The organism is Streptomyces sp. CA-243310 (assembly GCF_050936775.1).
GTDB lineage: Bacteria > Actinomycetota > Actinomycetes > Streptomycetales > Streptomycetaceae > Streptomyces.
This window is the reverse complement of the sequence record NZ_JBNJMF010000001.1, coordinates 646,610-659,570: the sequence shown is the minus strand read 5'-3', so window position 1 is coordinate 659,570 and position 12,961 is coordinate 646,610. Positions and strand designations below refer to the sequence as shown.

Below are 12,961 nucleotides of genomic sequence, written 5' to 3'. Positions count from 1 at the left end.
CGTCGCCTCAAGCACCGGTCCCGGCCGCGCCGGGCGTCGCCTCAAGCACCGGTCCCGGCCGCGCCGGGCGTCGCCTCAAGCACCGGCGGGGCCGGGGCGGGGCCCCGTGGAGCCCGCGCACTGCTCCCGGGGCCCCGGCGCCGGGAGGGGCGCGCCCGTGACACCATCGGGTACGTGCTCGACATCGGCTACTCCCTCTCCCGGCGCTTCCCCGACCCCCCGCAGACCGACTACCGCTCGGCGGACGTCCACACGCTGCGCCACGACCTGTTCTGCGGGGACGTCTACCTCGCCGACACCCATGCGGACCGGGAAGTGTCCACAGCCTGGGGATGGGTTCCGGTACTGGACTTCGCCTGGGCCCTCTGCGACATCGTCGAGCAGCTCGACCAGGACCCGCGCGGAAGCCGTTCCGCCAACCGGCAGTACGCCGAACTGGACTTCACCGAGTCCAGCGACCGGATGCTGTTCGAGCGCCGCTTCGGCTGGGTGGACATCGAGGCCGACTGGATGCCGGCCGAGGAGGACCCGCTGACCTTCACGCACCGCCTGTTGCGCCGCGAGGCCCGGGACTTCCTGCACGACGTGATCGCGGACCTCGTCGACATGCACGACGGGCTCGGCGACAACCCGGTCATCTGGACGCTCCAGTCCCGCTTCCCCCGCGTCCCCGCGTAACCCGCCGGCCCCACCCGCGCGGCCCCGCGGGAACCCGCCCCGTCCGGCGGCCCCGCGCGGCACCCGCTCCGTACCCCCTCCTACGGCACCACCCGCAGCCCGAGCTGCGCCGCCAGTGCCGGAGCCAGGTCGAACAGCTGCGACGGGCTGATCACCGCCCCCGACAGCGCGTCCACGCCGCGTGCGATGCCCAGCTCGGTCACCTCCCGCAGGTCCACGTCCGTCATCCGCGCCCCGCCGAAGTCCGCCCCGCGCAGCGTGACGTCCCGGAACTCCACGCGCTCCAGCACCGCGCCCCCGAAGTCCGGTTCGACCAGGACGCACCCCTCGAACACCACGTCCTTGAGCCGGGCGCCGCGCAGGTTCAGGTAGTCGATCTTGCCGCCCCGTACGACGACCCGTTCCAGTACGGCGCCGTGCAGTTGGATCCCGCCCAGGCGGGCCTCCACCAGTTCCACGTCCCGCAGCGAGGCTCCCGACAGGTCCGTTCCCACCCCCCGCACCCCCTCCAGCACCGAGTCCAGGAACCGGGCCTTCGTCAGCCCCGTCTCGTCCAACGCGCACCGCCGCAGCGCGCAGTCCATGAACCGGGCCCCGATCCCCTCCTGCCCGACCAGGTCGAGGTCCGCGAACTCGAGCCCGTCGTAGTCCCCGTCCGGCTCCAGTTCGCCGTCCGTCCACGGCGCGAGTTCCGGCAGCCGCACCTCCGGCCGTCGCGCCGCCTTCACCGTCCGAGCCCGCTCGTTTCGCACCATCGCCCCATCGTGACCCACGGCACCGACAAAGCCCCGACGCCCCCCGGCAACCCCCGGCAACCCTTGACCTCAACCCCGGTCGAGGTCCGAGGCTGACCCCATGAACACCACCCCCGACACCATGTACGCCGTTCGCCTGCACGCCTTCGGCCCCGCCGAGAACCTCACCTACGAACGCGTGCCCGTACCCGTACCCGCCCCCGGGCAGGTACGGATCGCCGTCGCCGCCGCCGGCGTCCACCTCCTCGATACCGCGCTCCGCCAGGGCGTACAGGGGCCGGCCCCCGCCCTCCCCGAGCTTCCGACCGTCCCCGGCCGGGAGGTCGCCGGCACCGTCGACGCCCTGGGGCCCGGCACCGATCCCGCCTGGCTCGGCCGCGAGGTCGTCGTCCACCTCGGGTTCGCCCCCGGCGGGTACGCCGAGTACGCGGTCGCCGCCGCCGACCGGCTGCACCCCGTACCGCCGGGCCTCGACGCCGCCCGGGCCGTCGCCATGATCGGGACCGGCCGCACGACCCTGGGGATCCTCGGGTTCGCCGACCTGGGGCCGGGCTCGGTCGCGGTCGTCACGGCCGCCGCCGGCGGCATCGGCACGCTGCTCGTGCAGTACGCGAAGAACGCGGGCGCAACCGTCGTCGCCCTCGCCGGTGGTTCCGTCAAGGCGGGCCTGGCCCGCGCCAACGGCGCCGACCTCGCCCTCGACTACAACGACCCGGGCTGGGCCGAGGCCGTACGCGCCCGGCACCCCGGCGGGGTGGACGTCGTCTTCGACTCCGTCGGCGGGGCCGTCGCGCGGGCGGCCCTCGACCTGCTCGCGCCCGGCGGTCGGCGGCTCGTCTTCGGCTGGTCGGGCGGCGAGCTCGCCCTCACCGATGCCGAGCGAGCCGCCCTCACGGCCCGCCGCGTCAGCAGCGAGGTCGTCCTCGGCCCGGCGATGATGCGGCGGGTCGGCGACCCCGACCCGATCCGCGCCCTGGAGACCCGGGCCCTCGCGGAGGCCGCGGCCGGCCGACTGCGGCCGGCGATCCAGCGCTACCCCCTGTCCCGGGCGGCCGCCGCCCACGACGCCCTCGTGTCGCGCGACACCACGGGCAAGGTAGTCCTCGTCCCCTGAGTCGCGCCGCCCGTCACCCCGCCCGCCGGCCCTCACCCCACCCGGCGGCCGGCCAACAGCAGTTCGGCGGTCACCAACTGCTCCTCCTGCAAGGGCTCCTCGTCCGCCACGTCCCACAGGCAGTTCTGCAACACCCGCCCCAACGTCCAGGCCCGGGCCCGCTCCCGGTCCAGGCCCATCACCTCCGTCATCAGGTCGAAGCGCCACCACACGTCGTCCGCCGCGAAGTGGTCGCCGATCGCCGGCATCAGGTCGAACGCCGGATCGCCGGACAGCGGCTTCGGGTCGATCGCCAACCACGGCTCCCGCCCGCCCGCGAGCACGTTGTCGTAGTGCAGGTCCCAGTGGAGCAGCCGATCCCCCGGCTCCCCCACCACCTCCGCCACCGCCGCCGCGCAGTTCCGCAGCGCCCCGCGCCCCCGCTCGTCCACCCGCCCGAGCGCGCCCGGCACGTCCGCCAACATCGCGCCCGCCACGTCGCCCAGCCCCCGCAGTCCCGCCGGGGCAGGCAGGGCCGTCAACCGCGCCGGCAGTTCCGCGATCACCCGTACCGCCTGTCGTACGTCCCGGGCGGCGAGCACCGACAGGTGCCGGTCCGAGTCCAGCCGTTCCAGCAGCATCGTGCCCGTCGACGCGTCGTGGTCCAGCAGCCGTACGCTGCCGTCCCCGCCCCACGCCCGCAGCGCGAGGTGCTCCCCCGCGGTCTCCTCGTCCGGCGCCTGCAACTTCAGCGCGGCCGGCGTGCCGTCGGACCGCTCCACCGGAAGCACCAACGCCGTCACCCCGTGCAGCCCCGGGCCCGTCCGCGTCAGCTCCCACCGCCCCAGGAACTCCGCCGCCCGCGCCGGCAACGCGGCGATGAACTCCCGCCCCGCGTCGCCGTTGTACCTGATCTGTGCCTCGACCAATCCGGTCGGAATCTCCACCATCCTCCCGACCCTACGTCCGCACACCTGTGCCGCACCGGACCCCGGATGATCCGCCGCCACCCGGGGTACGCACCCCGTCGACACCGGTATGCCGGAGCACCGAGGGAGACCACACATGACCGTTTCGGACCGCTACCGCAAGGCCTGGGACGGCTTCTGGGAGCAGGGCAACGGCGAACCGGGCGAACCGTTCTGGGACGCGGACGCCTCCCTGACCGCCGAACGGGACGTCGCCCTCCTCGCCCCCCACGCCGACCCCGCCCTGCCCCTCGCGGACCTCGGCTGCGGGAACGGCACCCAGACCCGCCACCTCGCCACCCGGTTCGCCGTCGTCGTCGGCGTCGACCTCAGCGCGGCGGCCGTCGAACACGCCCGCCGCGCCGACCCGGCGGGCACCGCCACGTACGAGCAGCTGAACCTGGCCGACGACTCCCAGGCCCACGCCCTCCACGACCGGCTCGGCGACACCCACGTCTACATGCGGGCCGTCCTGCACCAGAGCGACCCCGAGGACCGGCCGGCGGTCGCCGCGTCCGTGGCCACCCTCGTCGGGGACCGCGGCCGGGCGCTGGTCCTGGAACCGACCGGCGAGGCCAAGGCCGTCCTCCAGGCCCACGCCGAATGGTCCGGCGGGCCCTCCCCGAAACTGCGCCGCGTCAAGGAACACGACCTGCGGCCCGGCGAGGTCGCCGAGGGCGAGGTCGCCGGGCTGCTGCGCGACGCCGGGCTGCACGTCCTCGACGAGGGCGAGACGGCCCTCGCGATGAGCGAGACCGGCGCCGACGGCACCCCCGTGATGCTCCCCGCGCGCTGGTTCGTGGCCGGCCGCCGCCCCTGACCCGCCCACGGACGACGGTGCGCGTACGTTCCCCGACGCACCCGCCGCATCAGCCAGAAGGCCGCGGATCCCACCCCGGGACCCGGCACCGCGTCCCTGGACACCCCTTCGCGACGAGGTGTAGCACATCCCCCATGACGATCAACGGCGGAATCTCCTTCTGGCACGCGACGCACGCCGGCGCCCCCGGGCCGCCCCGAACCCCCCTCACCGGCGACGCCACGGCCGACGTGGTCATCGTCGGCGGCGGCTACACCGGCCTGTGGACCGCCTACCATCTCAAGACCTCCGCACCCGACCTCCGCGTCACCGTCCTGGAGCAGAAGACCTGCGGCTACGGGGCCTCCGGCCGCAACGGCGGCTGGCTCTACAACGGCGTCGCCGGCCGCGACCGCTACGCCGAACTCCACGGCCACGACGCCCCGCGCCGCCTCCAGCGGGCCATGAACGACACCGTCACCGAGGTCATCCGCACCGCCGCCAAGGAAGGCATCGACGCCGACATCCACCACGGCGGCGTCCTCGAAGTCGCCCGCACCCCCGCCCAACTGACCCGCCTCAAGGCCTTCCACGCCGCCGAGCTCGCCTTCGGCGAGAGCGACCGCGAGCTGTACGACGCCGGCGACACCCGTGCCCGCGTCGACATCGCGGACGCCGTCGGCTCCAGTTGGTCCCCGCACGGCGCCCGCGTCCACCCCCTGAAGCTGGTCCAGGGCCTGGCCGCCACCTGCGAACGGCTGGGCGTCGTCATCCACGAGTCCACCGCCGTCACCGCCCTCGCCCCCGGCCGGGCCGTCACCGCCCACGGCACCGTCCGTGCCCCGTACGTACTGCGCTGCACGGAGGGCTTCACGGCCGCCCTCAAGGGCCAGAAGCGGTCCTGGCTCCCGATGAACTCCTCGATGATCGCCACGGCCCCGCTGCCCCCCGAGGTCTGGGACTCCCTCGCATGGTCCGGCCGGGAGGTCGTGGGCGACATGGCCCACGCCTACATGTACGCCCAGCGCACCGCCGACGACCGCATCGCGATCGGCGGTCGCGGCGCCCCGTACCGCTTCGCCTCGCGCGCGGCCGGCGCCGAGAACACGGGCAGCACCGACCCCGCCACCGTCGCCGCGCTCACCACCCTCCTGACCTCCTTCTTCCCGCAGCTCGCGGGTACGGAGATCACCCACGCGTGGTCCGGCGTGCTCGGCGTCCCCCGCGACTGGTGCGCCGGCGTCACCCTGGACCGCCTCACCGGCCTCGGCTGGGCCGGCGGCTACGTCGGCTCCGGCGTGGCCACCTCCCACCTCGCCGCCCGCACCCTGCGCGACCTGGTCCTGGGCGACTCCACGGAGCTGACCGCCCTCCCCTGGGTCGACCACCGCGTCCGCCGCTGGGAGCCGGAGCCCTTCCGCTGGCTCGGCGTCCACGCCCTGTACGCCGCCTACCGCGAGGCGGACCGCCGCGAGAGCGCCACGGGCACCCCGGACACCACCGCCCTGGCCCGCCTCGCGAACCGCGTGTCGGGCCGTCACTGACCCCCACCGTCACACGCCGAAGGCCCCGGACCACAAGGATCCGGGGCCTTCACGCACGGAGCCCCCTGTCGGATTCGAACCGACGACCTACGCATTACAAGTGCGTTGCTCTGGCCGGACTGAGCTAAGGAGGCGCAACCGTCATCACTTTACACAGCGGGCCATTCGCGGGGCCATCACGTTCACGGCCGCACCGGGCGGCCCGCCCGGCTCCGAAGTCGGCCGCCGCCGGGTGCTGACAGAACGGGCGTGGTCGGGGTAGCGTCGGGCGGAGTCCGCTTACTGGACTAGACCTTCCACTCGGATCGTCCGGCACGTTCCTGCCGGTAGAAGGGATTCATCACCATGGCTTCTGTCACTTTCGACAAGGCGACCCGGCTGTACCCCGGCGGCGACAAGCCCGCCGTGGACCAGCTCCAGCTGGAGATCGAGGACGGCGAGTTCCTCGTCCTCGTCGGCCCCTCCGGCTGCGGCAAGTCCACCTCGCTGCGCATGCTCGCCGGCCTGGAGGACGTCAACGGCGGTGCCATCCGCATCGGTGACCGCGACGTCACGCACCTGCCGCCCAAGGACCGGGACATCGCGATGGTGTTCCAGAACTACGCGCTCTACCCGCACATGTCCGTCGCCGACAACATGGGCTTCGCGCTCAAGATCGCCGGCGAGGACAAGGCGACCATCCGCCGCAAGGTGGAGGACGCGGCGAAGATGCTGGACCTCACCCAGTACCTCGACCGCAAGCCGAAGGCCCTCTCCGGTGGCCAGCGCCAGCGCGTCGCGATGGGTCGGGCGATCGTCCGCAAGCCGCAGGTCTTCCTGATGGACGAGCCGCTGTCGAACCTCGACGCCAAGCTCCGCGTGTCCACCCGTACGCAGATCGCCGCCCTCCAGCGCGACCTGGGCATCACCACCGTCTACGTCACCCACGACCAGGTCGAGGCCATGACGATGGGCGACCGCGTCGCGGTCCTCAAGGACGGCCTGCTCCAGCAGGTGGACACCCCCCGCAACATGTACGACCGCCCCGCGAACCTCTTCGTCGCCGGCTTCATCGGCTCGCCCGCCATGAACCTGGTCGAGGTCCCGATCACCGACGGCGGCGTGAAGTTCGGCGACAGCGTCGTCCCGGTGTCGCGCGAGGCGCTGTCCGTAGCCGCCGACGCGGGCGACCGCACCGTCACGGTGGGCGTCCGCCCCGAGCACTTCGACATCGGCGACACGGGCGGTCTGACCATCACCGTGAACGTGGTCGAGGAGCTCGGCGCCGACGGCTACGTCTACGGCTCGACCTCCGAGGCCGAGGGCAAGCAGGACATCGTGGTCCGCGTGAACGGCCGCCAGGTCCCCGAGAAGGGCTCGACGCTGCACGTGGTGCCGCGCGGCGGCGAGATCCACGTGTTCTCGACGTCCTCGGGCGCCCGTCTCTCCGACTGACGTCCACACGGCGGCAGATGGGCCGTGAACGGGTGACACACGGAGGGGTGCTCCGCCAAGGGGCGCCCCTTCGGCACGACTTGTACCCGGCCGGCCGGCGCGCACCGCGAGAGCGGCGGCCGAACCCGAGCCGGCCCCGGCCGCCACCACCCCGCCAACCCCTGCGGGAACCCCGGCAGACCGGGCCATTCAGCCCTACTCGTCAACCCTCTATTCGAAAAGCCACGTCGAACCATCCCCCGACCGAGTGACTGAATGTCGCCAAATCCTCACCGAGCGCTACTCTCGCCCTCGTGACCCACTCTGCCCGCCGTATCGGCCGTTCCCTCGCCCTGGTCCTGCCCGTCGTCCTGGTCCTGTCCGGCACCCTCGCGGTCACCATGGTCCCCTGGGCGGACACGTCCTCGTCCCAGGTCCTGACCGCGTCCGCCGAGGGTGTGTCCGTCCCCGCGAAGCCGCGCGCCGCACAGGACGTGCTGCGCGACAAGCTGCTCACCGAGCTGCAGGACGGCGCACAGCCCGGGGCCGTCCTGACGCATCTCCAGCAGGAGGTGGACCGGCGTCCGTCCCTCGCCACGCACTGCGTGGGCATCGCGCGGGCACTCGGCCGCGCCGCGGTGGACGCGTACGGGCCCACGAAGGCCCAGTCGTTCGCCCGGCCCGTGTGCGACACCTCGTACGCGACCGGCGTCGCCTCCATGGGCTGACGCACGCCGCGTCGCCCTCCGTCGGAGTCGGGGCCTCCCTACTCTGACCGCCATGACCGACGCTCCCTCCGCAACACCCCAATCCACCCATGCCGTGGCCGCGTTCCCGGCCCGCCCGACCCAGGCAGTGATCCTGGCGGGTGGCCAGGGTTCGCGGCTGCGCCCGTACACGGACGACCGGCCGAAGCCGATGGTCGAGATCCCGGGCACGGGGGTGCCGATCATCGGGCACCAACTCGCCTGGCTGGCCTCGGAAGGGGTCACCGACGCGGTGGTGTCCTGCGGGCATCTCGCGGAGGTCCTCGAGGACTGGCTGGCCCGGGCGCGCCTGCCGCTGCGGGTGACCACGGTGGTCGAGGAGGAGCCGTTGGGGCGGGGCGGCGGCCTGAAGTACGCCGCGCGCAGGCTCCCGTACCCGGACGAGCCCTGGTACGCGACCAACGGCGACATCTGGACCCGGTTCTCGCTGCGCGAGATGGCGGCCTTCCACACGGAGCGCGGTGCGACCGCGACGCTCGCGCTGGCCCGCCCGCGCATTCCGTGGGGGGTGGTGGAGACGAACGAGTTCGGGCAGGTCCTGGACTTCATCGAGGCTCCGCCGTCGCCTTATCCGGTCAACGCCGGCGTGTACGTCTTCGGCCCCGAATTCACCGAACTCCTGCCCGAGTTGGGCGATCACGAGCGGACCACCTTCCCCCGGCTGGCCCGGGAACGCCGCCTGGCGGGCTTCCCGCTGCCCCAGGGCGCCTACTGGCGGGCCATCGACACCGCCAAGGACCTCACCGAGGCCGCCCGGGAGTTGGCCGCGCAGAGCGGCACCTGAGCGTTTCCCGTCCGACCGTTCACCCCACCGGCCCGGCACGCGCACGGCCGCGGCACGCGAAGGGGCCCGGCGCGCTCCTCGCGCGCCGGGCCCTCCCCGTTCCGTCGTTCCGTCCGGTCAGCCGCCGATCAGGCCGCCCACCAGGCCGGGCTTCCTGGCCGGGGCGCCGCCACTGCCGCCACCGCTGCCGTTGCCCCCGCCCGTCGCGCTGCCCGCGCTGCCGTTCCCGGAGGACGAGGACGGCGCCTTCTGCGGGCTGGACTGGCGCGGGGCGCTGCTGCGCGGGCTGGTCTGGCTGCCGGTGCCGCGGGTCGCGGAGGGCGACTGCGCTCCGGTACCGGCGGTCTCGCGGGCCGTGGTGCCGGTGCTGCCGCGGCTCGGCTTGCCGGTCGGGGCCGAGGCTCCGGCCGACGGCGTGGCCTTCTTCGCGGGCTGCTTCGGGGTGGACGGTCGGGGCGACGGCTGCTGCTTGGTCGGGGTCTGCGGCAGCGGGGTCCCCGGCAGGTAGTTGCTGGGAGCGCGGCCCGGTCCGGGGACGGTGACCACGGCGGTGGAGCGGACGGCGCCGCCGAGCAGCGAGCCGATGAGCAGGGTGAGTCCGCAGACGACGGTGGCCATGACGGCGCCGCGCCGCAGGACGCGCCGGCGCAGCCGCCAGACCTCGCTGCGCGGCCCGAGGGTGCGCCAGGCCTCGCCGGCGAGGCGTCCGTCGAGGGAGTAGACGGGAGCGCCGGCGATGATCAGCGGGCTCCAGGCGGCCAGGTAGATGATGTCGGGCGCGTCGTAGGCGGGGACGGTCTTCCAGCTGACCGTCATCAGCAGGGCGGCCGACAGCAGCGCCCCGAAGCAGGCGGCGAACCGCTGCCACAGGCCGAAGACCGTGAGCACACCGACGATGACCTGGAGGAATGCCACGCTGAGGCCGGCGCCGACCGGGTGCGCGAGCGCGAAGTCGCGCAGGGGTTCGGCGAGTGCCCACGGCTGGAGGGTGTGCAGCCAGGTCACCATGGAGCCGCGTTCGCCGCCGTCGAAGTAGACGGGGTCGCACAGCTTGCCCATGCCGGCGTAGATGGAGATGAAACCGAGGAAGACGCGCAGCGGGAGCAGCACGACGCCCAGGTTCATCCGGCGGCCGGGGTAGTACTGGGCCTGGGCGCGGGAGTCGGCGGCGGGCCGACGGGAGTCCGCCCCGGTTCCACCGCCCGGTCCGTCGCCGTCGCGCGGGTCGTACGGCAGGTCCCGTACGGCGGCCAACGGACGCGTCTCGTCCGGGTCCCCGTAGCTGCGCTGGCCGATGACGGTCGCCGTGGCGAGGGTGTCGTCGGCGAGGTCCTGCGCGAGGTCGACGCGCGGGATGGTCTGGGTGGCGCCGCCGTCGTACTCGTCGGAGCCGCGCCCGGCCTCCCGTACGGCCTGGAGGAGTCCCCCCATGGCCGCGGAGTCGCCGGGGGCGGCCTTGCCGCTCCAGACGACGGGGGCCCGGCGGCGGGTGGCCCCGGCGGCCGCGGCGGCGACGCCGAGGACGGGTGCGCGGCCGGGGGCGTTCGCGGGCTTGGAACGCGCGCTCGGGCTCGGTGCGAGCCGCACGCGGAAGCTGGCGTGGTTGACGATGACCTGTGCGGGATCGCACGGCACCTTGACCATGCTCAGCGCGGGCTGGTCGTCGAACCCTGACGTTCTGGTGTCCACACTCATCTAACCGAGTGATCAGCGCTTAGGACACTGCCTTGACATGAGGGATCTGTCCGAGACCCGTCAAGATCGCCTGGGACTCGGCGAGATGGAACCAATGTTCGGCGAGAGAACGCCATCTGGTGGGAGAATCAGGGGAGTTGTGTCAGGTCGGTCATCTGGGGGGAGCCGCACATGTCCATTCGCGCGTCCGAACAGGGTCAGTCAGGTGAACCGGAAGAGCCGTCCGAGGCGACGGAGGGACTGACGGCGAGTGACCCGAACAGCTCTCTGCGGGGCCTCCTGTTACCGGCGCGGCGGGAGCCGAACCAGTTGGTCTTCGGTGACCTCACCGACTATCCGGTGATGGCGCAGGCCCTCGACAACCAATGGCTGCCCGCCGAACTCGCCGCCTCCCGACAGCATCCGAACGCGGTCTCCGGCCCCTCCCCGGAGACGGTCGCGGCCGCCGCCGGAGAACTGCGCCGCTCCCTGGTGAACAGCGGGACCCTGGTCGTGAACCGGGCGTTCATCCTCAACAACGAGGCGCTGTACTCCTCGTTCCTGCCGACCGCCGATCCGCTGGAGCGCAGCGCGTTCGCCAGGTTGCTCAACTCCCGCGCCCTCGTCCCCTTCCTGTTCACCGAGCGGACGGCGACCACCGACTTCGCCTGGGGCTACGACCGCCAGGTCCACACGGCGTGGGGCCGGTTACTGGAGGAGGAGGCCGAACCCTCGCTCGTCCGCTTCGACTGGGACGACTCGCGCAACGGGCCGACGACCGCCCGGATCGGCAACTGGTTCTCCCAGCAGCTCTCCATCCTGAAGCGGCTCGACGCGGCCGAGCTGGCCCCGAACCTGGGCATCTCCACCGCCCAGGCCCGGGCCATGCGCGACGGGATCCTGCGGGACCTCTACATCTGGGCCGGCGACCAGGACAACGACCAGTCGATCACCCGCAATGCCATCTACCAGCGGTTCCTCTCCCGGCCCGGGACCGATCCGTACGAGAACCTGCTGCTCGACGGGCCGCACGTCGTGCCGCTCAAGCAGTTGATCGACCTGCTCTACAACCTGGGCGTACCCGCCGCGAGCGGCCTGGTGGCGCTCACCCCGCCGGACTCCCCGCCCCGATCGGCCCTCCAGGAACTCCGCAGGGAGGATCCCCGCGAGGACGACCCGGAAGCCATCGGACTGCTGCTGCGGGCCCTGCTCGCCGACGACCTGCACAGGGCGGTCGACGGACCCAATTCGTACGCGGCGCTGGCCTGGCGGACGTGGTGCGACTGCGTCGCGAGGAGGAGTGGCGGGCGTACATCAACGCCCTGTCGGCCTTCCTGAACGGCAGTTTCGCGGACGGCCGGCTGCCCTCGAAGGAGGAGTTCACGGCCGGTACCCGCGAGGTGGCCCGTCGGCACGCGCAGATGCTCCAAGTGACCCGGAGGCTCAGCAGCTCCGACGCCGGCTTCCGCCGCGAGATCGCCACGGTACTGGTGTTGGAGTCGGCCGGGATCGCCATGGAGGTGCTGGCCGGCGAGGCACCGTCCGTGCCGGAGGCGGCCCTGGCCCTCCTCGTCGCGACGGCCGGCCCGCTGACGATCCGGCTCCAGTTCCGCGACCGGGGCGGTGCGCGCGGGCTGGGGCGAGGACTGAGCCACAGCATGACGTTTCCGACCCTGAGGCTGGGCAGTCTCCAAAGGGACTGGACGACGATCCTGCGGGTCCTCGGAGCCGAGGTCACCCCTGTGGACCGTCGCCAGGGCGGCCGAGGCCGGCTCGCGGACCGCCAGACGGACTGACCGAACGGGCCGAACGGGCCGAACGGGCCGAGACGACACGACGGGGGACGCCCATGACCGGCATCGACGAGTACGAGGCCCTGCGCGCGGCGCGGCCCGAGCTGTTCCGCAACCTGCCGGACGGGATCGAGATCCTGACCGACCCGGCGGCCGTCGCGGCGGCGGGCGGGGTCCTCTACCGGGACCGGTACCTGACGCTGCTGCGCGACCCGGTGCGCTTCCCGGACGGTCGCGAGGGCACGTACATCCGGTCGATCGGGACGACGGCCGAGCCCGGGTGCGTGGTGTTGCCGCTGCTGGACGGCGAGGTGGTGCTGATCGAGCACTTCCGGCACGCCACCCGGTCCTGGCACTGGGAACTGCCCCGCGGCTTCGGTACCGGCGGTCTGGACGATCCGGCGAACGCGGCCAAGGAACTGCGCGAGGAGATCGGCGCGGCGCTACGGGAGCTGATCCCGCTGGGCGTGCTGCACCCCGACACGGGGCTGCTCGGCGACCGGGTGCTGCTCTACGCGGCACGGATCGACGGCATGGGCGAGCCGGCGCGCGGGGAAGGCATCCGCAGTGCGCTGACCGTGCCGTTCGCCGAGGCGGAGGCGATGGTCGCGGACGGCCGGATCACCGACGCCTTCACCATGGCGGCCCTGCTGCGCGCCCGCCTGGCGGGCCTGGCGAACTGACCCCGTACCG

Annotated in this window: 13 protein-coding genes and 1 tRNA gene; 10 read left to right on the top strand and 4 right to left on the bottom strand. The window is 73.3% G+C overall.

Translation table 11 applies throughout. The features are described from left to right. The first annotated feature begins 174 nt into the window (after positions 1–174). Positions 175–678 carry a hypothetical protein gene (locus tag ACQEVM_RS03120; protein WP_053678538.1) on the top strand — a complete coding sequence of 168 codons (504 nt, stop codon included), beginning with the start codon at positions 175–177 and terminating at the stop codon, positions 676–678. 80 nt (positions 679–758) lie between these two features. Here the strand turns inward: ACQEVM_RS03120 and ACQEVM_RS03115 are convergent, their stop codons facing one another. Continuing rightward, positions 759–1,433, bottom strand: coding sequence for a pentapeptide repeat-containing protein (locus ACQEVM_RS03115; protein ID WP_433074513.1), 675 nt, complete (start codon positions 1,431–1,433; stop codon positions 759–761). 121 nt (positions 1,434–1,554) lie between these two features. Between ACQEVM_RS03115 and ACQEVM_RS03110 the strand changes: the two genes are divergently transcribed. Beyond that, positions 1,555–2,547 (top strand): zinc-binding dehydrogenase, encoded by a 993-nt coding sequence (locus ACQEVM_RS03110; protein WP_433079780.1) that lies wholly within the window; start codon positions 1,555–1,557, stop codon positions 2,545–2,547. Between the two features lie 32 nt (positions 2,548–2,579). Here ACQEVM_RS03110 and ACQEVM_RS03105 read toward each other — a convergent pair whose 3' ends face one another. Beyond that, positions 2,580–3,476, bottom strand: a complete 897-nt coding sequence (locus ACQEVM_RS03105) for an aminoglycoside phosphotransferase family protein (RefSeq protein WP_433074510.1) — start codon at positions 3,474–3,476, stop codon at positions 2,580–2,582. A 115-nt stretch (positions 3,477–3,591) separates the two neighbouring features. Here ACQEVM_RS03105 and ACQEVM_RS03100 point away from each other — a divergent pair, with 115 nt between their 5' ends. After that, complete coding sequence (locus tag ACQEVM_RS03100) at positions 3,592–4,314, top strand: class I SAM-dependent methyltransferase (protein WP_433074507.1); 723 nt, start codon at positions 3,592–3,594, stop codon at positions 4,312–4,314. A 134-nt stretch (positions 4,315–4,448) separates the two neighbouring features. Next, positions 4,449–5,837: an NAD(P)/FAD-dependent oxidoreductase gene (locus ACQEVM_RS03095; protein ID WP_433074504.1), complete on the top strand. Its 1,389-nt coding sequence runs from the start codon at positions 4,449–4,451 to the stop codon at positions 5,835–5,837. 59 nt (positions 5,838–5,896) lie between these two features. Here ACQEVM_RS03095 and ACQEVM_RS03090 read toward each other — a convergent pair. Further along, positions 5,897–5,971: transfer RNA gene (locus ACQEVM_RS03090), tRNA-Thr, on the bottom strand. A 211-nt stretch (positions 5,972–6,182) separates the two neighbouring features. Between ACQEVM_RS03090 and ACQEVM_RS03085 the strand changes: the two genes are divergently transcribed. The 3 genes from ACQEVM_RS03085 to ACQEVM_RS03075 all read left to right on the top strand — a co-directional run bounded on the left by ACQEVM_RS03085 (position 6,183) and on the right by ACQEVM_RS03075 (position 8,801). Beyond that, positions 6,183–7,271 carry an ABC transporter ATP-binding protein gene (locus ACQEVM_RS03085; RefSeq protein WP_433074501.1) on the top strand — a complete coding sequence of 363 codons (1,089 nt, stop codon included), beginning with the start codon at positions 6,183–6,185 and terminating at the stop codon, positions 7,269–7,271. Between the two features lie 293 nt (positions 7,272–7,564). Continuing rightward, complete coding sequence (locus ACQEVM_RS03080) at positions 7,565–7,978, top strand: hypothetical protein (RefSeq protein ID WP_433074498.1); 414 nt, start codon at positions 7,565–7,567, stop codon at positions 7,976–7,978. 52 nt (positions 7,979–8,030) lie between these two features. Continuing rightward, the gene (locus ACQEVM_RS03075; RefSeq protein ID WP_433074495.1) at positions 8,031–8,801 is read left to right on the top strand and encodes a nucleotidyltransferase family protein; all 771 of its coding nucleotides are present in this window, start codon (positions 8,031–8,033) and stop codon (positions 8,799–8,801) included. A 117-nt stretch (positions 8,802–8,918) separates the two neighbouring features. On the opposite strand, the gene ACQEVM_RS03070 is transcribed toward ACQEVM_RS03075, so the two are convergent. Then, entirely contained in the window at positions 8,919–10,496 is a 1,578-nt protein-coding gene (locus ACQEVM_RS03070; RefSeq protein ID WP_433074492.1) for a DoxX family membrane protein, read from the bottom strand. Between the two features lie 171 nt (positions 10,497–10,667). On the opposite strand from ACQEVM_RS03070, the gene ACQEVM_RS03065 reads away from it, so the two are divergent. Genes ACQEVM_RS03065 through ACQEVM_RS03055 form a run of 3 tightly spaced genes read left to right on the top strand, consistent with a single transcriptional unit; the run spans position 10,668 to position 12,951 of the window. Continuing rightward, complete coding sequence (locus ACQEVM_RS03065; RefSeq protein ID WP_433074490.1) at positions 10,668–11,813, top strand: hypothetical protein; 1,146 nt, start codon at positions 10,668–10,670, stop codon at positions 11,811–11,813. After that, positions 11,750–12,271, top strand: coding sequence for a hypothetical protein (locus ACQEVM_RS03060; protein ID WP_433074487.1), 522 nt, complete (start codon positions 11,750–11,752; stop codon positions 12,269–12,271). The genes ACQEVM_RS03065 and ACQEVM_RS03060 overlap by 64 nt, the downstream gene beginning before the upstream one ends. A gap of 53 nt (positions 12,272–12,324) precedes the next feature. After that, the gene (locus tag ACQEVM_RS03055) at positions 12,325–12,951 is read left to right on the top strand and encodes an NUDIX hydrolase (RefSeq protein WP_433074484.1); all 627 of its coding nucleotides are present in this window, start codon (positions 12,325–12,327) and stop codon (positions 12,949–12,951) included. The last annotated feature ends 10 nt before the right edge of the window (positions 12,952–12,961 follow it).

Excerpts from the sequence above, each read along its gene's own strand:
- ACQEVM_RS03085 (WP_433074501.1), top strand. The coding sequence starts at position 6,183 with ATGGCTTCTGTCACTTTCGACAAGGCGACCCGGCTGTACCCCGGCGGC.
- ACQEVM_RS03095 (WP_433074504.1), top strand. The coding sequence starts at position 4,449 with ATGACGATCAACGGCGGAATCTCCTTCTGGCACGCGACGCACGCCGGC.
- ACQEVM_RS03065 (WP_433074490.1), top strand. The coding sequence starts at position 10,668 with ATGTCCATTCGCGCGTCCGAACAGGGTCAGTCAGGTGAACCGGAAGAG.
- ACQEVM_RS03055 (WP_433074484.1), top strand. The coding sequence starts at position 12,325 with ATGACCGGCATCGACGAGTACGAGGCCCTGCGCGCGGCGCGGCCCGAG.
- ACQEVM_RS03105 (WP_433074510.1), bottom strand. The coding sequence starts at position 3,476 with ATGGTGGAGATTCCGACCGGATTGGTCGAGGCACAGATCAGGTACAAC.
- ACQEVM_RS03070 (WP_433074492.1), bottom strand. The coding sequence starts at position 10,496 with ATGAGTGTGGACACCAGAACGTCAGGGTTCGACGACCAGCCCGCGCTG.
- ACQEVM_RS03100 (WP_433074507.1), top strand. The coding sequence starts at position 3,592 with ATGACCGTTTCGGACCGCTACCGCAAGGCCTGGGACGGCTTCTGGGAG.
- ACQEVM_RS03075 (WP_433074495.1), top strand. The coding sequence starts at position 8,031 with ATGACCGACGCTCCCTCCGCAACACCCCAATCCACCCATGCCGTGGCC.
- ACQEVM_RS03110 (WP_433079780.1), top strand. The coding sequence starts at position 1,555 with ATGTACGCCGTTCGCCTGCACGCCTTCGGCCCCGCCGAGAACCTCACC.
- ACQEVM_RS03115 (WP_433074513.1), bottom strand. The coding sequence starts at position 1,433 with ATGGTGCGAAACGAGCGGGCTCGGACGGTGAAGGCGGCGCGACGGCCG.